A 22,934-nucleotide genomic window follows, 5' to 3' on the forward strand; every position below is an offset into this window, starting at 1 on the left:
TGCCTGTGCTGCAGATTTCGCCCTACACCGCTGAAGAACATAATGAGCTTGCCGCGCTATACGCAGACGTGGCAAGCCGCACCTTTGCCTACGACCACACACGCTTCATCCATGCAGATCAGTTTCAGAGCCTGATTGAAGACGAAGATGTCTGGGTGTTAAGGTGCGAGGGTGAGATCGTCGGCTTCATCGGCTATTACACGCCGGAGCACTTCCTGCATTCCCTCTACATCCGCTACACCCACCACAAACGTGGCTTTGGTCGTCAGGCCCTGCAGTTTCTGCTGGAGCACTACGGCTGCGCGCATGAGCTGAAGGTGGACCGGATCAATCAGTCCGCTTTGAAGTTTTATGAAGCGATGGGATATGCGGATGTGACAGCGGAGGCGGATGCACACCAAACCTGGCTGCGTTTGCGCTCACCTGCAAAGATCGCGCTGAAAGCCGCTGCAGCTATTGCGGTGGGAGACTAAGCCTCTCACCGGCAATAAATTTTGTAAATCAATGTGTTAAGATGGCATGCACAATGCTGGTAGGCGATCAATATGTGCTTTGATCGTCTGTTCAGCCAGAGCTCCATCTCCTGTCCGCACAGCGGTGATCAGCTGAGTGTGATCGTCCTGTACGCCTTCAGAGATGAAACCGGCACGGCGCATGGCTGCGCGGTAGCGGGTGCACTGGTCATGAAGCATGTGAAGGAAACGGCTTGCCCAACTGGAGCCGGCACCTTCCACCAGCGTCATATGAAACACGCGGTTGGCTTCTTCCCACTCATTCCAGAAATCACGCCGTGATGCCTGCCACGTGCGTTCAATCTCCTGCAATGCATGGTAAGCGTCCAGCACGCGGTCACGCCATTGTGCGTCGCCCTTTTCAACGGCGGTTCTCACCGTCGCGCTTTCCAAAAGGCGGCGCTGCTCAACGATATCCTGAAACTCTTTTTGAGAAAGTTCTGGAATATAAAATCCCTTGTGCGATTGAGTGGCAACAAGTCCCTGAGAAACCAGACGGGAAAGCGCTTCTCGTACAGGTGTTGGTCCAACATCAAAAGTGCTGCACATCTCGCGAATGCGCAGCTTACTGCCCGGCTCCAATTGGCCAGACAGGATTGCCGCCCGCAGGTGCGCATAGGCCCTGTCTATTAGAGAGGCGGATGACGGGACGTTTTGTGCAGTGACCGATGTTACGGCTCTTTCTAAGGTATCCTCTATTTTCAAAGTTATCTGCCTTACAATTATTATCTATGCAATTTGGCGTTTCTCTTCTTAGCTATGGAAACTAGGTCTTCAGCTTTGTTATCCGGCCAAGTTAAATTGCAATATGATCTGGCCAGTTTGTTCCCTCAATTGTAAAACAATATCTGAACTATAAAAGCAATGAAATTGCGTAGGTCTGACATAACTTTCCAATAAAACGAGCTCGTTTGATGGAAAAAGATGCTAGATTATCGATTATTTTTGCAAAATTTTTCATGTGCTTTCTTATTCATGCAGCATATGAATCGGACTTACTTAGAGTTCGTTGCGTTGAAGTAGAGTTTATCCGCTATTTTAATAAAATATTCTCAACTATACTCTGCTGGTTTTCTTCCCGCCATATAAACGGGAGAAACTATTAGCCGCAACTCCGCTCAAATCTCACAAATGCTTGCTCAATCCACCCTGTAAAAGGTGATAGATTGCTCAGTTTATCACTTCCTGACCTTGCTTCTGCTACGATGCAAGTTGGTAGGCGCGCCAACTGAGTTCAAATTGTGGAATCGGGTGAGAGATCAGTTTTCGCATGCATCTGCTTGAGAAATTCATTCATGAACAGACCTTCGCAGGGCGTTCCATAAAGCAATGTATTTCTGATTGCCCCGTTTCTCTAAAACCATGTCGGCGATAGAGGGAGCCGACAGGATTCCAATGCAAATGCTCCAGCCTTACTGGCAGCTGCAATTTGTCAGCAACCGCCAGGCAGTGTGCCAGTATTTTTGATCCAATCCCCTGCCTTTGAAAATCAGGAAACAGATAGAACTCACCAAATGTCGCGTGATCAGTCAAAATCTGGAAGGATACTGTTCCAAGGCGGTCACCTTCTTTTCTAATTTCGAAAAAAGGTTTCTCGTCATAGCGTTGTAAGTGCATCTGCCACTGAAAGTCTTCGTCCCAGCCCCAACGCGAAACGATGTAAGGTCCCATGGCAGCCCGCTTTGCTTCAAACGCGAACGCCTTGTCGCTTGCATTGGTTGTTAGCTTGGGAAATGTGTAGTGTGGTTTGAGCTCAGGAATATTCATAGGCAATTCAACGTTCTAAAAATTAGCAGTAAATGACTATGGAATTTGACCTTCTTCCAAAACATTGTCCAGTTGCTGGGGCCGTTTTCTTTCAGCTATGAGCTCAGTTTATCACCTCAGCTGCGCAAACTTATCCCCCCTGCTGTGAGCGGTGTTATATCTCGTGTTCAGAACAAGAGAATCAACGGGAGGGAGTGTGAGTCGGAGTGATCTGAGGGGCGAATATGTTTCTTCAGAAATAGAATGGTTGTTTCGTCGATTTTATGCACGCATCGTTTTGACGCCTCTGCATAAGTCCATCCTATTGAAATTACTGATGAAATTATCGGTAATCCGGTGAATGGTCACAGGAGTTAACGGGAGTTAACCAAAAAGGGATTGAACTGAACTACAGGTCAGTTACCCTTTCGACGCAAACACGGGCCATATGGGCGCACTTTCCGTTTGTAGATGACTAGAACCGTTTGAGGGCTAAACGAAGTGGAATACGGCAACAACACTCTTTTGCGCGAGGAAACTCCGTCTGAGAAGATCTCCCGTTATTCTCAGCTCCTTTCTGGCCAGCTGCACCGCTTAAGGCAAGAACTTTATCCGCCTGAAGCACACAAAGCTCTGCGCGCCTTTTCTTCCGTCGACGTTGCACGTCTTATCGGGGTTTCTGAAAGCACAATCCGCCAGTTGGATCTGGATGGAGAAGGCCCTACCCCGACCCGCCTCGCCAATGGCCGTCGCAGTTATACGCTGGAGCAAATCAACGCGATCCGCGAAGTGCTGGCTGCGCGCAAAAAAGGCGATGAAGCGGTCAATATCCTGCCGCACCGCCGTGAAGGCGAGAAGCTGCAGGTGATTTCCTGCGCCAACTTTAAAGGCGGCTCAGCAAAAACCACCACCAGCACCCACTTGGCGCATTATCTGGCCTTGCGCGGCTATCGCGTGCTCGCGATTGACCTTGATCCGCAGGCCTCTCTTTCTGCCATGTTTGGTGTGCAGCCAGAGTTTGACGTTGAGCCGAACTGCACCTTGTTTGGCGCCCTGCGTTATGATGAAGGTCGCCGTTCGTTGAACGAAGTGGTGCGCCCAACCTATTTTGACAATCTGGATCTTATCCCGGCCAACCTTGAGCTGGCTGAGTTTGAGCACATTGTGCCAACAGCGATCGCATCCGGTGCCTCTACAGGCGAGAACATCTTTTTCCGCCGTATTCGCAATGTCCTAGCTGAAGTTGATGATCGCTATGATGTTGTAGTAATCGACTGTCCGCCACAGCTTGGCTTCCTCACTCTGGGGGCTCTGTTTGCATCCACCGGATTGCTCATCACGCTGCACCCGCAGATGCTGGATCTTGCGAGCTGTAACCAGTTCCTTGGCATGAGCTCTGATCTGATGGCAGTGATTGAGAACAATGGCGGCGAAATGAACCTGGATTGGATGCGGTTCCTCGTGACGCGCCACAATCCAAACGACAGCCCGCAAACCCGCGTTGTTGGCTTGCTCCGCGCCTTGTTTGGTGAGGATGTGCTGACTGCGCCGGCGTTGGAATCCACTGCGGTTGCCAATGCGGGCCTTGAAAAGAAATCGCTTTATGAGCTGGAGCCGGGAGCCATTGGCCGCGAAACGCTGAAGCGTGCGCTTGAATCCATGGATTCCGTGAACCGGGAAATTGAAGATCTCCTCCGTGGCTCTTGGGGACGACCACTATGAACAAAGCTAAGGACCGGAAAAACGCACTCGATACGCTGTTTTCAGGCGGCGGCATGGCAGGCATGGTTGCAGATGCAACAGCCCCGCGCCCGCGCTTGTCTTCCGGAGCTATTGGCGCTGCCGAGATCAATCTGATCAAGGACGAACGCGACAGGCTGCGTGAAGAGCTGAAAACGCTGAACACACAAATGGCGTCTTCTGTGAACGTGGTTGAGCTGGATCCGGAACAGGTTCAGCCTTCTTTTGTGGCAGACCGCATGGAAGTTGCGTTTGACCCTGCCTTTGAAGCGCTTAAAGAATCCATTGCTGAAACCGGACAGCAGGTGCCTATTCTGGTGCGCCCTGCCCCTGGTGAAAGCGGTGTCTATCAGATCGCTTACGGCCACCGTCGTTGGAAGGCCTGTCGCGCGTTGGGCAAACCTGTCCGCGGTGTGATCAAAGAGCTTTCCGATGAAGAGCTGCTGGTTGCTCAGGGTCAGGAAAACCATGAGCGTAAAGACCTGAGTTTCATTGAAACCTGTCTCTTCGTTTATCGTCTGGCCCAGGATTATCCGCAGACGCTGATTGTGAAAGCGATCGGCAAAGACAAGTCACTCGTTTCCAAACTTCGCAAGCTGGCGGCAACCATGCCTGAGGAGTTTTTGCGCGTGATCGGTCCTGCTCCGAAGATCGGCCGCCCTAGGTGGGAGGAGATGGCCAGCTTCTTTGAAGATGGAAGACTGGCATCAAACCACGAGAAGGCAGTGACCTCACTGTTTGCTCTGGATTCCTTCACTGAGCTGCACAGTGATGAACGCTTCAGCGAAGTGCTGCAGTTATTGCAGGAAACACCTGCTGAGACAGAAGCAAGCTCTGCTCAGTCTGCGGGGGAAATCCCGGTCGCAGCGCATACGCGCAAAGCAAATAGTTCTGAATGGCTTGGAAACAAGCATGTGCTGGTCAAGCACACAGGCAAAGCAACCGTGTTTTCCGTTGATAGCAAAACGCAGAGCGATTTCAGCTCGTTTTTGCTGAAGGAACTGCCGGGGTTGATTGCCAAGTATGAAGAGACGAAGGGGGAGGATGCCTGATGGTGTAGCCCCTGAATGACGAAAGGCCCTGCTGACGGCAATCAGCAAGGCCCCAAAATCGTCGCCCAAGAGAGTAATAATACTCGTCGTGGACCATCTTTAGCACGATCATCCTACGACGAACGCACCCTGCGAATCAAGTAAGCAATGCTTTCTTGAAACCCTTTGTGGCGCATTTTTGCTTTTTCGGGCGCTCAATCCCCAATCTTACTTGGATAACACCTTGGGTTTTCCCTCGGTGAATGGGTTTGCTATGCAAAGCACCGGTGTTGCGTCCTTCCGCAAAATGACACCCGGCATGTTGGAAAGCCAGCGACTGGCTATGGCGAATGACATCGTCAAAACAACAAAGGCCGAGGTGGCAATCACTCTTAAAAAGGCAGCCCCAGCCATGGGGATTGACGGAACTGCCTATCATATTCTGGATATCCTGATCGGTCTGACACGAGCTGATGACTGGAAACAGGACCGCCGGCCGCTGGTGGCAATCTCTAACGAAAAGCTGGCAGAGTATGTGTGCCGTTCGACCCGTACTGTGATCCGCGCGCTCAAGCGGTTGGTTGAAGCGGGTATCCTTGCCTATCGTGACAGTTCCACGGGCCGACGCTTCATCTACCGCAATGATGCAAGTGGCGAGATCGATCGCGGGTATGGTTTTGACTTTTCACCGGCACGCCAGCGCGTTGCGGAAATCAAGCAGATTGGAGACGCCTTCCAGGCAAGACTGCGTGCTGAGCAAGAAGCGAAGCGGACCGTGAACCGGTTGTCCCGTGCAATTGTTGATGCTTGCCGTACTGGTCAGAGCGATGGAGTGGATTGTGAGATCTATTTTCAGGAACTGACAGTACTCATGGACACGCCAATGATGGTTGTGGAGCGCGCGGAAAAGATTTCTGAGCTCTATGAAGTTGTGATTGGTGATCTGGCTGCGGCACAAGTAGGGGAGACTCAAACAGCTGATAATTCAGATGAAACTACTGAAATGTCAGGCGACCATGACATTGTTGTCACCCCTTATAATATTACAACCCCTCTAACTCTCATAAATAGTAAACAACGGCAGCCATCTTACGATGGCTACTCAAACACTAACTTCGCTTCTAACGAAGCTCAGAATATTGCTCTTGAAAAAGACCAATCAAGCAAATTCTCTGCCAAATCCAGCGGTACAGCTCAACTGCAATCTCAGCAAGAAACCCAGATGGATAACGGTTTAAGTGAGCATTTATCGGCTATTTCCATTGGTTTGATCGACAGTGCAACGGCACAAACCCAGGAAATTCTGGGTATGCCCTTCTCCAGTTGGTTCGACTTGCTGCAAAGCGCCGAACAGTTGCGATTGGCCATCGGTTTGTCGGAGGATGGCTGGAAACAGGCGATCCTGACACTGGGCGAGAAAATGGCCGCCGCTGTTTTGGTGGTCACCGTTGAAAAGACCCTGCGCGATCCGGAAGGCATCTCCAGACCAGCTGGTTACTTCCGCGCCTGTGTTGACCGGGCAAAAGACGGTAAACTCGCCCTGCACAAATCACTTTACGGGCTGGCTCTCGCGTAAAGATCGGGAGCTTTTGTTTCCTGCGGCGTCGACAGATTGATCCGCAGGTGGGGCGTTGGGGTGCGGTTGATGAACTCGTCTTCGATCAGATCCAACATTTGGCGCTGGCCCGGAAAACTAACAAGTGCTTTTGCCTCGGGAAACGAGAACCACTGGAATGCATCGTGTTCTTCGTTGAGAGTGACAGGGGTATTACGCGAGACATGTGAGACAAAGACTGGAAGAATGGAGAACCTGTTCTGTTCAGGAACGTAAAAGCGGATATCTGCATCAGCAGACCAGAGGTCCTCGAGAATTATGCCGGTCTCTTCTTGTGCTTCGCGGATCATGGCTTGCCAGGCTGTTTCATCTCTTTCAATGCCTCCAGAAATCGGGCTCCAGGTATGAACAGGTGGTTTGGTGCGGCGCAATAGCAGAACCTGAGGTTCTTCAATAATCTTGTCAATCAGGAACACAGCCGCGGCATTACAGAAGATAGGAACTTTTGACATAATGGTTCTTCGAAAACATTCAAAAAGCCAGAGTAACTTTGGATCCTAATAATGCCAAGAGCGGTAATCCTGGCTCTATTCAATCTGCTGTTTCTTCAATACCGTTCGCTTCTGTATCCCGTCGTCCAGATAAGTCGATCCGAAGATGAGGGCTAGCTTTTCGCGCTATGAACTCTGCGTGTAGATATTCAAGAATGCGGCGCTGACCGGGAAAGCTGAACAGCTCCATAGCATCGTCGAATGAAAACCACTGATAGGCATCGTGCTCTTCATTGATGGTGATTGGCGTTTCGCTGGAAATGAAGGAAACGAACACGGGAAGTTTCTGGATGATGTTCTTTTCCGGAACATAGAATTCCTCGCAGAGATCTGCAGACCAGAGCTCATCAAGGAGCACGCCAGTCTCCTCTTTCACTTCCCGCAGTGCGGCTTCCCAACCGCTTTCATTCGGCTCGATTTTACCAGCGACCTGACACCACGCACCAAGCAGCGTATCGGCCCGGCGCATAAGCAGGACCTGCGGATTTTTTTCATCTAAATCGAGAAGAAAAACGGAGACACCGTTGGTGAGGACGGGAATATTGTTGGGATGCATAAGTAGCTCATAAAATAATTGATCCAATAGATAATGAGCATACTCAGAGAAAATTCAGATTCCAAGAGAGGCAAAAGGCAGGAGATCACCCCCCTGCCCTTTAAACTTACGTGTTTGAATGTGCGGTTGTCGTAGAGTTCTGTCCTTCATTGAAGAACTGCCCGCGAGTTCGATTGGCGTAGGAAACCAGAGCCAGCATCACCGGAACTTCAACCAGTACACCAACAATCGTTGCCAGGGCTGCACCTGATGTGACACCGAACAGGCTGATTGCTACAGCGACCGCCAACTCAAAGAAGTTGGAAGCGCCGATCATTGCACCCGGTGCTGCAACATTATGCGGCTGACGCCATTTCCTCATCCAGAAGTAAGTCACGTAGAAAATCAGCACGGTCTGGATCAACAGTGGGATCGCAATCAACACGATGTCTGCTGGAGACGCGATGATGTTGTTGGCCTGAAGGCCGAACAGAATGAACACGGTTCCAACCAGACCTGCGATAGAGAATGGTTTCATGCCAGCGCTGAAAGAAGAAAGGTGCTCTTTGTCTTTAAGCGCGATGCGGGTCAACCACCCTGCCCCCAATGGTAGCGCAACAAAGAGTGCGGTTGAAACGAGCAGAACATCCCACGGTACGATGATGTTTGACACATCCAGCAAGAACGCCGCGATCGGTGCAAATGCGAAGATCATGATCAAGTCATTGGTCGCGACCTGCGCAACGGTGTAACTTGCATTACCCTTTGTAAGATAAGACCAGACAAACACCATAGCGGTACACGGTGCGACGCCAAGCAAGATCATACCGGCGATGTACTGATCAGCAAGTTCAGCTGGGATGAACGGTGCAAACAGATGACGCATGAACAGCACGGACAGTGCTGCCATAGTAAACGGCTTGACCAGCCAGTTCATGGCAAGCGTTACGATCAGGCCTTTTGGTTTCACGAAGCAATTGCGAACTTCAGTGAATTCGACCTGTACCATCATTGGGTAGATCATCAACCAGATGAGAATGGCGATGACAAGGTTGATGCCACCTACCTGTAGATCCCCGATCGTCTGAAACAGACCCGGTTGAATGAGCCCCGCCCCTACTCCCAGTGCCATCGCAAGACCTACCCAGACTGAGAGGTAGCGTTCGAAAGTACCCATAATTTCTCCTGTCTATCGTCGATAGACGATGTACTCTGGCAAATTTTAGATCTTAAAGTTGCTCTCAAAAAGGTAGTTGAAGCTTTTCAGTTCGGCTCGGTTGACTGAGTAGCAAACGCGCGGACGCTGGACCTCTGCCAGTATGAAGCCTGCATCCTTAAGAATTCGAAGATGTTCGGACACGGTCGATTGTGCGAGTCCGATAGAGTTGACGAGATCACCACCGACGCAACCTGGTTGAGCTGCCATGATCTTGAGAAGGCGAACGCGCGCCGGGTGTGCTAGCGCTTTCGCTTGCAAGGCTAGTTTTTCTTCTTCCTCTTCATTCAGAGAAGTAGGTGCAAATTCGGTTACACAGGTGGTATCTGTCATCGTTGATTCCGTATATCGTCGATAAACGATATACTCTCGCATTGGATGCTTGGCAAGAGGTTTCTGTGTTGACAGCTGTCAACTTTTTCTGCGCCAAGTTGACAGCTATGGAGCCCCTCCCCTACTCGCCTTAACGGGCAGTTGAGTGATATTCAGGATTTGGTTGCATACCCGTTGCAGAGGCCATGCGATTGGACATGGAGAAGAATGCCGCGACCTCACAAATGTCCCAGATGTCTTCGTCGCTGAAACCTGCATCGCGAAGTTGCTGGCGATCCCCCTCCCCTATCTCTGAGGAGGACTTTGCCACCTTGGTTGCGAAGTCGAGCATGATCCGTTGCTTCTCGGTAAGATCGGCATAGCGATAGTTCATCACCATCGCTTCCCCCAGTTCAGGTTTGTTGGAGTACTCACGAACAGCAGCTCCATGAGCAACTTGACAGTACCAACAGGAGTTGATGGAAGACACGGTCACCGCAATCATCTCCCTCTCTAGTTTGGAGACGCCGGACTCCCCAAGCATCAGCTGATTGTACATCTGAGAAAAAGCACGGAGTTTGTCTGGTCGGTGTGCAAAGGCGATCAATACGTTTGGAATTAGCCCGAGCTTGCTTTGGCATTTCCCGAAAAGCTCTTGAATGTCATCGGGTAGTGGGTCTGGTAATGAAAGGTTTAGTGCTGTTGGATGCTTAAGGCTTGCGCTCTCAATCTTTGGAAAATCTGTTTCTGTCATAAATGGTCCCTCCTCCATTGCGTTAGATTACCTCTGAAAGGAGAGGCTGTCCTCACTACAAAAGGAGAGCAAAGAAAACCCACCTTCTGAGGCAAGAAGGTGGGTGAGTTTGGTGCTTGCTTGGGATTAAGCGTGGGCGGTGAGTTTTCTCTCTTTTCTCTTATTGGTGACGTGCACGTATCTATAAGCCTGCAGCAAAATGAGTGGCGTGAAATGGACCAGAGCCGGGCCGATTTTAAAGTCCAACAGGATCCAGTGAGCCAGCACTAACGCCGCGGCTGGATAAGCTAGTTTTTGAAGGCTCTTCCAACTTCTGCCGAATTTGGAGATGGACCAGTCATTGCTCGTGATCGTCAAAGGAATGAATATTAGTGAGGCAAGCCAGCCCGTCCAGATGCCGATTTTGACGAGATCTTCAAGGATGGGGCCAAGTGAACCTTTGTCGAGAAGATAGATGGCAAGGTGAAGCGCGGCGTAACAGCCAGCGGCAACACCAATGTAACGACGCCGTGCCAGCAGCCAACGCACCCAACGTTGCCCATTTGTCAGGAACATCAGTGGGGTGATCATCAAGCTGAGTATGAGAAAACGCGCTGCAAATTCTCCGGAAGGATGGAGCAGGTGCTCCAGTTTTTCGCCTTCACGAAGTAGCCCGCCAATGATGGGAAGTCCTGGCAGAGCTAGAATAAACCAGAATGTATACGGCGAGTTCCAAAGTGCGCGAAGGTAAGACATGATAGCCCGAGTGGTTTTGCAGTAAGTGGTGGTGCACACTGCTGATTTCGCGGTGTTGGGGTTACGTGGGAGATCAGCAGTGTGCGGTCGATTGCGACTGCGGTGTCCGCTTTCAACCTTGTTCAAACACTGGCCCAGTCCAACATTTTCAGCAAGGAATCAGATGTAACGAAATGTCGTCGAGCCCGGTAAGTGATATTAAACTGCGACTGCGGTAATCATCGAGTGACAGTTCAACCCTCTGAAACAACGTTGGTTTTCTATGCGCTGATAGATGGAAGCACAACTCCGTACAATATTGGTTCCATTTTGGCAGTTCTGAGTGATTACACTTTAACAAGAGTTGTGGCGATCCTGATGCAAACATTGTTGCAAATACCACCGCCTAGGGAGCGTGCTTTGCTGTCTTGGGGAAGGTGATAGTGCGGAACCTGCAGACAAGCAGCTTCTGAATGACTGTTGGGCAAGAAGCCTGAAGACGGAATGAGATCGAGAAAGGCCTCATCTGTTGCAGCCAACAATGGTTCTTACAGTGGCTGTTCCATCTTTCTGAGACACCCTGACCATGAGTTGTCAGCTGACAACATGATGCAAAACAGAGAGAACGGCGCTCTGATTTAGCAGCTCTGAGCGCCGATGAACCATCAATCTACAGGTTTAGACGAAGGACCTGAGACCGCTTTTGGTACTCTTCTTCATCAATTTCACCCTTCGCGAAACGTCTACTTAGGATGTCCAGTGCTTCGGAATTTGACGATTTTGGTTGCTCAGGTTCGGTCGTTTTTGCTGGGCTTGAACAGCCAAAGTAGCCATAGGAACGTGCGATCAGAAAGCCGGTTATGAGCAATAGTATGAGTACGATTGGGAACGGGAAGAAGTGGAATCCGTGCATTCCAGCCTGATGAAACATAGTGATCTCCTTGGTGTATATTAGGCATCACTACAATGGGGAGTGCAGCTTTCGGTTTCAAATTTCAATTGTAATCAACTGTCTCAGACCTGACAGACGTGGTGAAACCGTTACACTTTTATAAAAGTGGACAGCTGTCAACTTTTCAGTTGGCAGGTGATTTCCAAATTATCTCGAAACTACGAGGCCTCTGAAACAGGATAGAAGGTGGAGTTCGAGTACTATTCCGGCCAACGAAAGAGGTGCCAGAATGATCACAAAACTTCCTGAAAGTTCTGAGAATGTGCTCGGGTTTGAGGTCGATGGAAAGGTCGATATCACCGAAGAATTGAACCTGATTTCTCAGGTAGAAGAGGTGCTGGACAAGCATGCCAAGGTCAGCGTTCTGGTGATTTTGAATGAAAAAGCTCACTGGGGTATCGAGGCTGGATACGAAGATTTGAAGTGGGCGATGACCCATGCAAAGAGCTTTCACCGGATTGCAATTGTCTCTGATCGAAAGATCTGGGAGTGGCTTGTGGCGATGGATAGTCCCTTCGCAGCGATGCTTGGCATAGGCGAAAAGCACTTCGATATGGCAAATCTGGACAAGGCTTGGGAGTGGGTGAAGGAGTGATTTTTCTGCTCCGTCACCACTGGAAATTACCATGATCGAGACCTATCGAGGCGTCGTCTATCCCTATCAGTTGGACCACATGGGGCACATGAATGTGCAGTGGTACACGGAGAAATTTGACGAAGCCAACTGGCATCTGTTCTCTCTTGTCGGGCTAACTTCAGCATACTTCAGAGAGCATAATCGGGGCATGGCAGCGGTACAGCAAACCACGAAATACCACGCGGAAGCTTTGGCTGGAGATCTCCTTTTTTGCAGGTCCGGGCTGACGGATATTCATGAGAAGACGCTCTATATCCTGCATGAAATGTATAACGCGGAAACGCAAAAACTACTTGCAACGACGGAGCTGATTTGCGCTCATTTGGATCGGGAGGCTCGTCACGCCTGCCCATTTCCTCCAACCATCAAAGAGACTGCTGCGCCTCTGCTCATCAAGGAATGAGTAGGTCCTTGATGGTGTTTCAGGACGTGTTTTAGGTCCTATTTCAAGATCTAGGTCGCGACCTATCTTCCGAACTTCCATGGTTTCAGCAGGAAATCAAGGAGTTTGCAGATGGCAACCAGCAACGGCACAAAGATACTTATAGCGATCGCAGTGATAGCAGTCGCGGCATACGCGACGGTCTCAACGGGAAGCGAAAGCACTCAGACGCTCTCGTCTCAGCAGGTAGAAAAAGTCAGAATTACAGGTAGCAATTTGGGACTTCGGATTAACGGAGCAAGCAGTTCAGAGGGGCAGATCCAACTCGAAACCAGCGATGCCCGTGGATGTGATCTGACGGCTGAAGCGACCCATCAAGAAGATGGTAGCTTGGACATTCACTTCAAACGAAGAGGCTCCTGGCTCCTCGGTTGGTGTGACCCCTCAGCAGTTTTGAGACTGCCGAGACCTATGGATGTCAGCGTTGAAATGGATAAGTTGGCGGGTGACTTTGTGGGTCGGTTTGGAGAGTTTTCAGTCTCTGCCGATAAGTCTGTAATCTACTTCAAGGGAGATGTTTCCAGCTTCAATCTAGATGGTGAGATGGCAGCTGTCTATCTCAAATTCCCGGCGGATGTTCCTAAAGAGAACATCCGCATCAATGTCGAAAAGCTGATCTCCAACGTAGGTGTCATGCGTGGTTGGAGGCACGCCACAGATATCTTGCGAGAGATCTTTTAGGCTGGCTCAGTGACACCAGAAGTCCTGCTCTCTTTCCGCCAGGTGCTTGGGCTCTTTCCCGTCACACGTTGGAATTCGCGATTGAAGTTGGACTTGGTGGTGAAGCCAACTTCATAAATGATTGCGGTGATCGGAGTGTCTGTCGTCTCCAGAAGAAGACAGGCCTCCGCCACACGAAACCCGTTGGTATATTGAGGCAGGTTGATCTCCCGCACTGTGTTGACAGCTGTCGAAATCTGCCGGGCTGGGACACGCAGTTTCCGAGCCAGCTTGTCGAGAGACAGGTTCTCATCACGATAGAGATTTTCACTCCGCATCAGTTGGTCTAGCGCGTCCACCAGCTCAACTTGCTCCGGTGTGGCCGAGACCTTCTCCGCTTCAATCTGCACTACGGGTTGCTGCGCGACGGATGGCTTCCGGCTCATCAGAACCACAAGTGTGATCAGCGCAACCAGCATCACTAGGTTCGCGGTACCCACAATGGTCGCAGCATGGCTGCCTCGGTTCAGGGCGAAATCAGAGGCGACAGCCAGATCGACAAGAGCTGAGGTTGAGAACACTGCGCCGGCGATGAGCTGGGCTTGGCGTGCCGGGAACATCTGGTCGAGCGGCAGATGGCTGGTCCACTCCCATTGCTTCACGGTTGCTGACCTGAAGAAGAGCGCACCATATCCGAGATAGACGGCAACACTGGTTAAGTCGATCAGACTGGGAATGTTGAAGTTAGGCGCTACTACAAGAACGCCAAAAGAAGCCGCTGTTGCACCTGCTGTCCAGCCAATGGCCTTTCTAGAAAACCGGTTGGTGAGTTGCAGAAAGGAAAGCCAGGTCGTTGGGGGAAGCAGAAGTGCCAATCCAGCGGTTGACCATGATGGCAATCCACCCATGCCCCACTTGATGCCAAGAAGAACGGATTGCAGAGCATAGAGGCAGATCGTCACCAGAAGCATTGGTGGCAGTTTGCGTCCATACCCGGCAACAAGGCGAAGCAGGATGAAACACAGAAACAGTGCGGTGAAAAAGGGAAGGGGTAAGCTCGGCACGCGCCAACTCCGGTTGCTGACAATGCTCTATATCTAATCTGTCTGCTGGAGGAGCGAAAGAGTACCCCTTACATCTTTTAGCGGCAGAGCTTTCGGGCAACGTTCAGAACGAACATCCAGAGGATCGCCTGAGCCCAGACAATGCCGATCAACTCCCAACTGATTGCGGGAACGAGAAAGCCAGATCGACAGATGACAACTGCGAGCAACTGTGTCGTGATAATTGCCATGAGCAATTTAGCGGATGGGCGTGGTGCTTGCCAGAACCAGTGATCATGCCTGCAGACGAACAGGAGCAAATGTCCTGCCACAACCAGCTGCAGGAACATGACGCTCTGCAATTCTGCAGCTGGTACATCCAGCCAATGCCGCGCGGCCATCATGAGGATAAAATTCTCGACAACGGATATGAGTCCGAGCACAGTTGCCGTACGCAACATGTTTCCGAGTTGCCATTCCATCGGTGCAGGTGCGGCCTCGGTGTTGTCGTAGGCAATGGTGATGATCGGAATGTCATCGAGGAGTGCCAGCATAACAATCATGATGGCTGTCAAAGGCACCTCTTCCAGCAACAGCACGCTGGCGGAAACGAACACCATCAGGTTGATAGTCATCGCCACGCGGTAGTCCACGTAGCTGATCATGCGCGCGAAGATCTTGCGTGCTTCGATCACCGCGTCTGTAATGATGGAAAGACCCGGCAGCGTGAGGATCAGATCAGCTGCGGAACGGGCAGCATCTGTTGCGCCTGAAACAGCTATGCCCACGTCGGCCTGCTTTAAAGCGGGAGCATCGTTTACGCCGTCTCCTGTCATGGCAACGTAGTCGCCGGATTGCTGGAGCGCTTTTACGATGCCGTATTTGTGTTCCGGGAAGACACGGGCAAAGCCGTCTGCGTTGACGATCTCCTCGCGGATGTTGGCCGGCAGATTGTCCATGTCCTTGTTTTCGGAAAAGACCTGGCTTGCGCTTTCCAGTGATGTGCCCAGACCCAGCTGTCCTGCAATCTCCCTGCCGATGGCAACATCATCACCTGTCACCATCTTCACGGTGATGCCCGCATTCTGGGTTTCTTCAATCACCGCTTTGGAGTCATCGCGTGGCGGATCGTAGAGTGAGAGAATGCCCAGCAGTCGCAGCTCGTGTTGCTCGTTGGTTTTGGCGATACCGAGTGCGCGTAGTCCCTTCGCTGCGAACTCATGCACGGCTTTGCTGGCCGCAGCCTTTTCTTCAGGTGCGTTGGCACAGAGATCGATCACCACTTGAGGAGCACCTTTGATCACTTTGAATGCCCCGCGTGGTCCTGAGACGCCTGCCTCGGTTCTCTTGCTGACAGGATCAAACGGTGTGAAGGTGTTCTGCTTGTAGAGTTCCAGAATGCCCCGCTCTGCCTTGCTGACAATCAGGTGGTCGATCACGTCCTTCTCGATTGTGCTGGAGGCCAGCGCAGCCATCACCACCAGTTCTTTTTCACTCGCAGCATCAAACAGAACCGGCTCGCCCAAAGTGAGTTCGTTCTTGGTGAGTGTCCCCGTTTTGTCTGAGCACAGCACATTCACGCCTGCGAGTTCTTCAATGGCCTGCAGATGAGAGACGATGGCTTTCTTTTTGGAAAGAGTGAGTGCACCAAGGGCCATGGTGACAGAAAGTACGGCTGGCATGGCGACGGGGATTGAGGCGATGACCAGCACGAGCACCAGCTCGATGATGTCGAGAATGCTTTGTTGAAGATAGAGTTGTTTGACGATGATGAGCGCAGCAAGCAAAGCCGTACCGAGAATAAGGAACTTGCCGATGCCAAGAACACTTTTCTGGAAGTGCGAGATGTTACCAGCGGACTGAACGAGCTTGGCTGTGTTGCCGAAGAATGTATTGCCACCCGTCGCTGTCACCAGCGCCTGCATTGTGCCTTGTTTGATGATGGATCCTGAATAAGCCACATCCCCTACTTGTTTGTCGACTGGAAGAGACTCGCCTGTGAGTGCAGCCTGATCGACAGCAAGGTACGGCCCACTCTCCAAAATGCAGTCAGCGGGAATGATGTCTCCGTTTTCCAGATTGATGATGTCGCCGGGCACAATGTCGGTTGCGGGAATGTCAGCCCACTTCCCATCTCGCTTCACGCGTGCTTTCAACGCCATGGATGATTTCAGCGCTGCCAGTGCATCGGCGGCTTTGCTGCTTTGAACGAACTCGATGCCGGAGTTCAGAACCAGCATGAACAGGATGATGGTGAAATCGGCCCAGTGCTCAATGATTGCGGAAAGGATCGCTGCGATTTCGATGAGCCACGGGATTGGCCCCCAGAACGTCAGCAGCAGTTGGACCAGCTTGCTGGTTTTCTTCTCTTCCAGCGCATTGGGGCCGTACAGTTTCAGCCTGTTGGATGCGGTGGAACCTGTCAGCCCTTCAGGTGAGCTTTCCAGGCGTTTGAACTCATCAGCAAGATTGGGCTTATCCTGTTCAGCCATCAGGTCTTTCCATGCTCTGCACGTGCTTAACTGACCTATTCTCGCCAGAGCGTGTAAACGGATGATGAGAGAGCAGGGAGCTTCCGCAAACCGTGGTTTCCTGATTACGAAGCTGCTTGCTCAAATTTGGTGCGTCTTGAGTGCAGGGGAGGGGAGTTACACTAGCGTTGTGGTTGCGCTCACTGCGTTTCCGTAACATACTCATGAGTATGTTCTGATTTGGGAGGGAAATCATGCGTGCTGTTGTCTGTTCGGAATACGGTCCACCGGAAGCGTTGCGTGTTGAAGATGTTGAACGCAAAGAGCCAAAGAAAGGACAAGTGCGGATCGTAGTGGAAGCTGCTGGCGTCAACTTTCCGGATACACTGGTTATTGCGGGTAAGTATCAAATCAAGCCACCAATGCCATTCGTGCCAGGCGGGGAGGTCGCCGGTAGAATTGAAGTGGTTGGTGAAGGTGTGACGGACTTCGCGCCTGGTGACCCCGTCATGGCGCTTCTGCTGCAGCAGGGCGGATATGCCGAAGAGGTTGTGGTGGATGCATCTGCTGTTATGAAGCGGCCGGAAACCATGTCAGCGCAAGTCGCTGCTGGCTTTACGATGACATACGGCACATCTATGCACGCTCTGAAGCAACGGGCTCAGTTGCAGCCGGGAGAGACGCTGCTTGTACTTGGTGCTGGCGGTGGTGTTGGACTGACAGCGGTTGAAATTGGCAAGATTATGGGTGCCAAAGTGATTGCAGCCGCCAGTTCTGCTGAAAAGCTGGAAGCAGCGCGCAAAGCTGGGGCGGATGAGCTGATCAACTACTCCACGCAGGATCTGAGGGAGCGCCTGAAAGAGATTGTCGGCAAGGCAGGCGTTGATGTGGTTTATGATCCGGTTGGTGGTGATCTTTTTGAACAGGCGCTGAGATCGACAGCCTGGAACGGTCGCGCACTGGTTGTAGGCTTTGCTGCTGGCGATATCCCTTCGATCCCGACCAACCTGCCTTTGCTCAAAGGGTGCTCGGTCATGGGAGTGTTCTGGGGCGCGTTCCGTATGAGAGAGCCATCGAACGATCAGAATAACTTCTCAGAGCTGTTTAAATGGCTGCAGGAGGGCAAACTCAAGCCAACTGTTAGTAAGAGCTATTCGCTTGAAGAAGCGCCTCAGGCGCTTCGAGACTTGATGGAAAGGCGCGTGGTTGGCAAAGTTGTTCTGGAAACGGGGAGGACTTGACGATGCAACCCAGATTTGCAGGAGAAACAGCGCTGATCACAGGTGCAGGCAGCGGCATCGGGCGTGCAACCGCCATTCGGCTGGCCGAAGAAGGTGCTGCTGTTGCATTAGTGGACCGTAACGAGGAAGGGCTGGATGAAACCGCCTCACTGCTTCCTGAAGGCTGCCGGGCGCGCATTTACGTCGTGGATGTAGCTGATGAGGGGGCCGTTGAAACCTGCGTGGAGGCCGTTGAGAACACCTTTGGCGGCATCAGCATTCTTTGCAACAATGCCGGCGTTATCTGCGAAGGTTCTTGGGGCGGTAGCCATGAAGACTTCGGCGACTGGCTCAAGGTTTACGAGGTGAATGTACTGGGTGCGATGCTATTCACCAAGTACACCCGCGAACAGCTCAAAGCTTCTGGTCGTGGTTCAATTGTGAATACTGCGTCGGTTGCGGGGATTCGCGCTGGCGCAGGCGGAAATGCCTATAGCGCATCCAAAGCGGCGCTCATCAATTTCACGATGACATCGGCCTGTGATTTTGGTGAACATGGGGTGCGTGTGAATGCGGTTTGTCCCGGTCTCATCGAAACCGGCATGACAAAACCGGTGTTTGATCACGCCCGCAGTGTGGGCAAAGAGGACAAGCTCGGCTCTCGCGCAGAGCTGCGTCGACACGGCGATCCTGCTGAAGTTGCAGCGACAATTGCATTTCTTGCCAGTAAGGATGCCAGCTTCATTACGGGGCAGGCATTGGCCGTGGATGGGGGAAATACATCCTCTCTCAACATGCCTGGAATGAAGATCTGAAGAGTTGATTTGGTTAGCCAAAAAAGAGAGAGCCAGTCTGCAACACCGGGCAATGCTGTTGCGGACTGGCTCTCGCTGATCCAAAGGGGTGGACCAGATAACTGCGATTATGAAGTTACTTTAGAAATAATCACAAGTAGAAATACGGATTATTCAGTTAAAGACCCCGTCTTTTTAGCAGAAAGTCTATATGGTGAGCGCTATCACCGAGCATCTCTGTTAACACTCGGTCGCGTTTCATAAACAATCCGACATCAACTTCATCGGTCATACCGATTCCACCATGCATCTGCACCGCTTCTTCTGTCGCCAGTCGTGAAACCTTAGCAACCTTGGCTTTTGCTGCTCGAGTGAGCTCCTCTGCACTATCTGAGGTTGTATCTATCGATCTAAGCGCGGCAGAGATGAGAGATGCTGTTTCTTCGATCTGGCAGTAAAGGTCGGCCATTCTGTGCTGAAGTGCCTGAAACATGCCGATTGGAACACCAAATTGCTTGCGCTCATTCAGATAAGCTGTTGTGCGCTCTGCAACCTCTCTGGCAACTCCAAGTTGTTCTGAGGCAGAGATTGCTCGGCCAGACTGGAGCGTGGCTTCCAGCACCTCGGCACCTTTGTCGAGCGGGCAAAGCAGATCCTTGCCGTCCAGATGCAGGTTGGTGATCTGAATGTTCGCCGCATTGCGGCTGTCCAGCATGGCATTGCGCTCAACTTCTACTTCAGCAGCGCTTGGATCGACGAGGAAGAGGGCAGTCTCATCTCCGCTCTTTGCAACTACGATCAGGCGATCTGCATTGTAACCATCAAACACTGCGCGTTTTCTGGCGTTGAGGATGAAGCCGTTCCCATCTGGTTCTGCAGTTGCCTTGATGCGAGAAGGGTTGTGTTTTGCGCCTTCATCAATTGCCAGAGCCATGACAGCTTCGCCAGCCGCGATCTTCGGCCCCCATTCGCTCAGATGCTCGCCTCCTGCCTGACGCAGGGCTATTGCGCTCAAAACAGCGGTTGAGAGGAACGGAGATGCGGTGAGGTTGCGGCCCATTTCTTCCGCCACAAGGCCAGCTGCACGGTGACCGAAATCATAGCCACCAGCGTCTTCCGGCAGAAGCATGCCGAACCATCCCATCTCGGCCAGAGTTTTATGGAGCTCCTGATTGAAGCCGAGGGCTTCTTTCTGGTCACGCAGATCACGCAGCGCCTGTACTGGAGCGTTTTCTGACATGAAGCCAGCGGCGGAGTCCTTCAAAAGGGTTTCTTCAGAGCTGAAAAGTTCCATGTTTTCTCTCCTTAACCCAGTGATGGCAGACGCAGAACTGCCTTTGAAATGATGGAAAGCATGATCTCGGAGGTACCGCCCTCAATGCTGTTGCCCTTGGAGCGTAGCCAAGAAGCTGACTGATTGCCGATGCCGTTGTTCTCTTCTGGCCCAGACAGCGCTTCCAGCCCTCCAGCCTGTACAACGAGGCTCTGGCGGCGTTTGTTCAGTTCGGTGCCAAGATACTTTAGCTCCGCAGAACGAGCGCCCAGCTGGTTGCCAGCGCGGTGAAAGTCCTTTGCAGCAGCCAGATGTGCGGTCAGAGCCATCTCATCGATGAGGAAGTCGCCAATATCTGCACGAAGCAGCGGATCATCCAATCGGCCTGTTTCATCCAGACCAATCGATTCCACGGCGGTTTCATACAGCCCCGCAGAACCGCCAAAGATCGCATCCAGATTGCTGACCATCTCACGTTCGTGTGTCAGCAAGTACTTGGCGATTGTCCAGCCGTTGCCGCGCTCGTCGACCACGTTCTCCATAGGCACCTTCACTTCATCGAAGAAGGTTTCGCAGAACGGAGAACTGCCGGAAATCAAACGGATCGGCTTGGTGGAAACACCCTCGCTGGTCATATCAAACAGCAGGAACGAGATGCCCTTGTGCTTCTTCGCATCTGGTTCTGTACGCACCAGCGCAAAAATCCAGTCAGCTTTGTCAGCGTAGGACGTCCAGATCTTCTGGCCGGAGACGAGGAAGTGATCGCCCATGTCCACGCCCTTGGTTTGGACGGAGGCAAGATCGGAGCCTGAACCCGGTTCGGAGTAGCCCTGACACCAACGGATTTCACCGCGGGCGATCTTGGGTAAGTGCTGCAGTTTCTGCTCGTGGGAGCCGTATTTCAGCAATGCAGGGCCAAGCATCCAGATGCCGAAGCTTTCCAGCGGAGACATGGCGTCGATGCGCTTCATCTCTTCCTTGAGGATCTTGACTTCATCTCCGCTCAGACCGCCTCCGCCGTATTCTTTCGGCCAGCTTGGCACGGTCCAGCCGCGCTCGGCCATTCGCTCCAGCCACTTCTTTTGCGCTTCAGATTTGAAGGTCCAGTTGCGGCCACCCCAACAGATGTCTTCTTCGGTGGTGACAGCTTTTCGCATGTCCTGAGGGCAGTTCTCTTCCAGCCAAGCCCTTGTTTCCATGCGGAATTCATCAAGTGATGTCATTGCGTTCTCCCTGTTTTGGAGTGCAGATGCAAAGAAAAGGAGAGCCTTGGCTCTCCTGCCGTATCAGATTTTTTCCTGAGTGTGTTTGCGCAGCTCGGAGCGGCCAATGAAGTTGCGGTGCACGGCATCCGGTCCATCTGCAAAGCGTAAGGTTCGCAGGTTCATCCAGTTGTTTGCCAATGGGGTGTCCTGCGAAATGCCCTGACCGCCAAACATCTGCATGGCTTCGTCAGTGACCTTCAGAGACATTCGCGGCGCGACCACCTTGATCTGGCTGATCCAGAACGCAGCTTCACGGGCAGACGCATTATCCATCATCCATGCGGCTTTCAGGCAGAGGAGGCGGGCCTGCTCAATTTCCATACGGCATTCAGCGATGATGTCGAAGTTGGCACCCAGCTTGTAAAGCTGCTTACCGAAGGCCTCGCGATTGATAGAGCGCTTACACATCAGCTCAAGTGCTTGTTCTGCCTGCCCAATTGCACGCATACAGTGGTGGATGCGGCCCGGCCCAAGGCGATTTTGTGCAACTTCAAACCCGCGTCCTTCTTCCAGAAGCAGGTTCTCAACCGGTACACGCACATCCTCAAACCGCAAATGCAGGTGACCGTGTGGTGCATGGTCATGCCCAAACACCTGCATCGGGCGCAGCTTGGTGATGCCCGGCGTGTTGGCGTCCACCACGATCATGGAATGCTGCTGGTGCTTGTTTCCGTCTGTTGGGGTGTAAACCATGGTGATGTAAACAGCACAGCGTGGATCGCCCGCACCGGAAGACCACCATTTCTCGCCGTTCAGCACATAATGATCGCCATCACGCACGCAGGACATGCGGATGTTGGTGGCGTCAGAGGAGCCGTGATCCGGCTCTGTCATCAGATAGGCAGAGCGGATTTCGCCGTTGAGCATGCGTTTAAGCCATGTTTCCTTCATGGCGTCAGAACCATAGCGCTCAAACACTTCCATATTGCCGGTGTCTGGAGCGTTGCAGTTGAACACCTCTGGTGCGAGGGGGGACTTGCCCATCTCTTCTGCCAGATAAGCGTATTCAACGGTGCTGAGGCCATAACCACGCTCAGAGTCCGTCAGCCAGAAATTCCAGAGGCCTTTGGCGCGTGCGCTTGCCTTCAGGCCTTCCAGAATCTCTGTCTGCCGCGGAGTATGCTGCCAGCGGTCGCCCACGGGAATCTCATCGTGAAACTCATCTTCAAGGGGCATGATTTCATCGCGAACCATGGCGCGCACTTGTTCAATCAGCGGTGCCACACGTGTGCTCACCCCAAGGTCCATAGCTGGACGTTCGGCTAATAAAGTGTCGCTCATCAATGACCCTCCCAAGACATTTGAGCTCTTTTATCCCTTCGCCGCTGCGGGAAAAATCCGCTTAATATCAATAGGATGTGTGATCATGAGCTCCCACGCACAATCAGGATCCAAGGCTGGAGAGACAAAAGATATCTGCTAAAAATTTTGCTTTACAACTCTTGATATACGGAAACATACTAGTGAGTATGTTGTCAACTGCACGCGGCGAGGAGCACGCTTGACCATTG

Annotated in this window: 23 protein-coding genes; 9 read left to right on the plus strand and 14 right to left on the minus strand. The window is 52.0% G+C overall.

The genetic code is table 11. The features are described from left to right. The first annotated feature begins 5 nt into the window (after positions 1 to 5). On the plus strand, positions 6 to 473 hold the full coding sequence (locus PSE_RS09800) for a GNAT family N-acetyltransferase (protein ID WP_148266125.1): 468 nt from the start codon (positions 6 to 8) through the stop codon (positions 471 to 473). Between the two features lie 36 nt (positions 474 to 509). Here the strand turns inward: PSE_RS09800 and PSE_RS09805 are convergent, their stop codons facing one another. Both PSE_RS09805 and PSE_RS09810 read right to left on the minus strand, forming a co-directional pair. Next, entirely contained in the window at positions 510 to 1,217 is a 708-nt protein-coding gene (locus PSE_RS09805) for a GntR family transcriptional regulator (RefSeq protein WP_208609185.1), read from the minus strand. 588 nt (positions 1,218 to 1,805) lie between these two features. Then, positions 1,806 to 2,279: a GNAT family N-acetyltransferase gene (locus PSE_RS09810; protein WP_014284694.1), complete on the minus strand. Its 474-nt coding sequence runs from the start codon at positions 2,277 to 2,279 to the stop codon at positions 1,806 to 1,808. A gap of 480 nt (positions 2,280 to 2,759) precedes the next feature. Here PSE_RS09810 and repA point away from each other — a divergent pair, with 480 nt between their 5' ends. From repA to repC, 3 genes are all read left to right on the plus strand, one after another. After that, entirely contained in the window at positions 2,760 to 3,980 is a 1,221-nt protein-coding gene (gene repA / locus PSE_RS09815; RefSeq protein WP_014284695.1) for a plasmid partitioning protein RepA, read from the plus strand. Further along, positions 3,977 to 5,050, plus strand: coding sequence for a plasmid partitioning protein RepB (gene repB / locus PSE_RS09820; protein ID WP_014284696.1), 1,074 nt, complete (start codon positions 3,977 to 3,979; stop codon positions 5,048 to 5,050). The genes repA and repB overlap by 4 nt, the downstream gene beginning before the upstream one ends. Before the next feature lie 253 nt (positions 5,051 to 5,303). After that, on the plus strand, positions 5,304 to 6,605 hold the full coding sequence (gene repC / locus PSE_RS09825) for a plasmid replication protein RepC (protein WP_014284697.1): 1,302 nt from the start codon (positions 5,304 to 5,306) through the stop codon (positions 6,603 to 6,605). Here repC and PSE_RS09830 read toward each other — a convergent pair. From PSE_RS09830 to PSE_RS09860, 7 genes are all read right to left on the minus strand, one after another. After that, positions 6,584 to 7,096: an NUDIX pyrophosphatase gene (locus PSE_RS09830; protein ID WP_041768263.1), complete on the minus strand. Its 513-nt coding sequence runs from the start codon at positions 7,094 to 7,096 to the stop codon at positions 6,584 to 6,586. The genes repC and PSE_RS09830 overlap by 22 nt on opposite strands. 79 nt (positions 7,097 to 7,175) lie before the next feature. After that, a complete protein-coding gene (locus tag PSE_RS09835) occupies positions 7,176 to 7,691 on the minus strand; it encodes an NUDIX pyrophosphatase (RefSeq protein ID WP_014284699.1) in 516 nt (171 codons plus the stop codon). Positions 7,692 to 7,797: 106 nt separating this feature from the next. Then, complete coding sequence (gene arsB, locus PSE_RS09840; RefSeq protein ID WP_014284700.1) at positions 7,798 to 8,847, minus strand: ACR3 family arsenite efflux transporter; 1,050 nt, start codon at positions 8,845 to 8,847, stop codon at positions 7,798 to 7,800. A 45-nt stretch (positions 8,848 to 8,892) separates the two neighbouring features. Next, positions 8,893 to 9,219, minus strand: a complete 327-nt coding sequence (locus PSE_RS09845) for a helix-turn-helix transcriptional regulator (RefSeq protein WP_014284701.1) — start codon at positions 9,217 to 9,219, stop codon at positions 8,893 to 8,895. A 130-nt stretch (positions 9,220 to 9,349) separates the two neighbouring features. Continuing rightward, positions 9,350 to 9,952: a peroxidase-related enzyme gene (locus PSE_RS09850; protein ID WP_014284702.1), complete on the minus strand. Its 603-nt coding sequence runs from the start codon at positions 9,950 to 9,952 to the stop codon at positions 9,350 to 9,352. A gap of 126 nt (positions 9,953 to 10,078) precedes the next feature. Beyond that, positions 10,079 to 10,687, minus strand: a complete 609-nt coding sequence (locus tag PSE_RS09855; protein ID WP_014284703.1) for a sulfite oxidase heme-binding subunit YedZ — start codon at positions 10,685 to 10,687, stop codon at positions 10,079 to 10,081. A gap of 649 nt (positions 10,688 to 11,336) precedes the next feature. After that, positions 11,337 to 11,597 (minus strand): SHOCT domain-containing protein, encoded by a 261-nt coding sequence (locus PSE_RS09860; RefSeq protein WP_014284705.1) that lies wholly within the window; start codon positions 11,595 to 11,597, stop codon positions 11,337 to 11,339. Positions 11,598 to 11,847: 250 nt separating this feature from the next. On the opposite strand from PSE_RS09860, the gene PSE_RS09865 reads away from it, so the two are divergent. From PSE_RS09865 to PSE_RS09875, 3 genes are all read left to right on the plus strand, one after another. Continuing rightward, entirely contained in the window at positions 11,848 to 12,213 is a 366-nt protein-coding gene (locus PSE_RS09865) for an STAS/SEC14 domain-containing protein (protein ID WP_014284706.1), read from the plus strand. 31 nt (positions 12,214 to 12,244) lie between these two features. Next, complete coding sequence (locus PSE_RS09870) at positions 12,245 to 12,658, plus strand: thioesterase family protein (protein ID WP_014284707.1); 414 nt, start codon at positions 12,245 to 12,247, stop codon at positions 12,656 to 12,658. Positions 12,659 to 12,769: 111 nt separating this feature from the next. After that, entirely contained in the window at positions 12,770 to 13,378 is a 609-nt protein-coding gene (locus tag PSE_RS09875) for a hypothetical protein (RefSeq protein WP_041768266.1), read from the plus strand. On the opposite strand, the gene PSE_RS09880 is transcribed toward PSE_RS09875, so the two are convergent. Together PSE_RS09880 and PSE_RS09885 are read right to left on the minus strand one after the other, a co-directional pair. After that, positions 13,375 to 14,421 (minus strand): AraC family transcriptional regulator, encoded by a 1,047-nt coding sequence (locus tag PSE_RS09880; protein ID WP_014284710.1) that lies wholly within the window; start codon positions 14,419 to 14,421, stop codon positions 13,375 to 13,377. The genes PSE_RS09875 and PSE_RS09880 overlap by 4 nt on opposite strands. 77 nt (positions 14,422 to 14,498) lie before the next feature. Continuing rightward, positions 14,499 to 16,892 (minus strand): plasma-membrane proton-efflux P-type ATPase, encoded by a 2,394-nt coding sequence (locus PSE_RS09885; protein WP_014284711.1) that lies wholly within the window; start codon positions 16,890 to 16,892, stop codon positions 14,499 to 14,501. 233 nt (positions 16,893 to 17,125) lie between these two features. On the opposite strand from PSE_RS09885, the gene PSE_RS09890 reads away from it, so the two are divergent. Together PSE_RS09890 and PSE_RS09895 are read left to right on the plus strand one after the other, a co-directional pair. Further along, entirely contained in the window at positions 17,126 to 18,112 is a 987-nt protein-coding gene (locus PSE_RS09890) for an NADPH:quinone oxidoreductase family protein (protein ID WP_014284712.1), read from the plus strand. A gap of 2 nt (positions 18,113 to 18,114) precedes the next feature. Continuing rightward, complete coding sequence (locus PSE_RS09895) at positions 18,115 to 18,906, plus strand: SDR family NAD(P)-dependent oxidoreductase (RefSeq protein WP_014284713.1); 792 nt, start codon at positions 18,115 to 18,117, stop codon at positions 18,904 to 18,906. Between the two features lie 157 nt (positions 18,907 to 19,063). On the opposite strand, the gene PSE_RS09900 is transcribed toward PSE_RS09895, so the two are convergent. From PSE_RS09900 to PSE_RS09910, 3 genes are all read right to left on the minus strand, one after another. Beyond that, the gene (locus PSE_RS09900) at positions 19,064 to 20,179 is read right to left on the minus strand and encodes an acyl-CoA dehydrogenase family protein (protein ID WP_014284714.1); all 1,116 of its coding nucleotides are present in this window, start codon (positions 20,177 to 20,179) and stop codon (positions 19,064 to 19,066) included. An 11-nt stretch (positions 20,180 to 20,190) separates the two neighbouring features. Further along, a complete protein-coding gene (locus tag PSE_RS09905) occupies positions 20,191 to 21,381 on the minus strand; it encodes an acyl-CoA dehydrogenase family protein (RefSeq protein WP_014284715.1) in 1,191 nt (396 codons plus the stop codon). Positions 21,382 to 21,444: 63 nt separating this feature from the next. After that, positions 21,445 to 22,704, minus strand: a complete 1,260-nt coding sequence (locus PSE_RS09910; RefSeq protein ID WP_244421372.1) for an acyl-CoA dehydrogenase family protein — start codon at positions 22,702 to 22,704, stop codon at positions 21,445 to 21,447. Positions 22,705 to 22,934: the final 230 nt, after the last annotated feature.

The sequence above is a fragment of the Pseudovibrio sp. FO-BEG1 genome (assembly GCF_000236645.1).
Classification (GTDB): Bacteria; Pseudomonadota; Alphaproteobacteria; order Rhizobiales; family Stappiaceae; genus Pseudovibrio.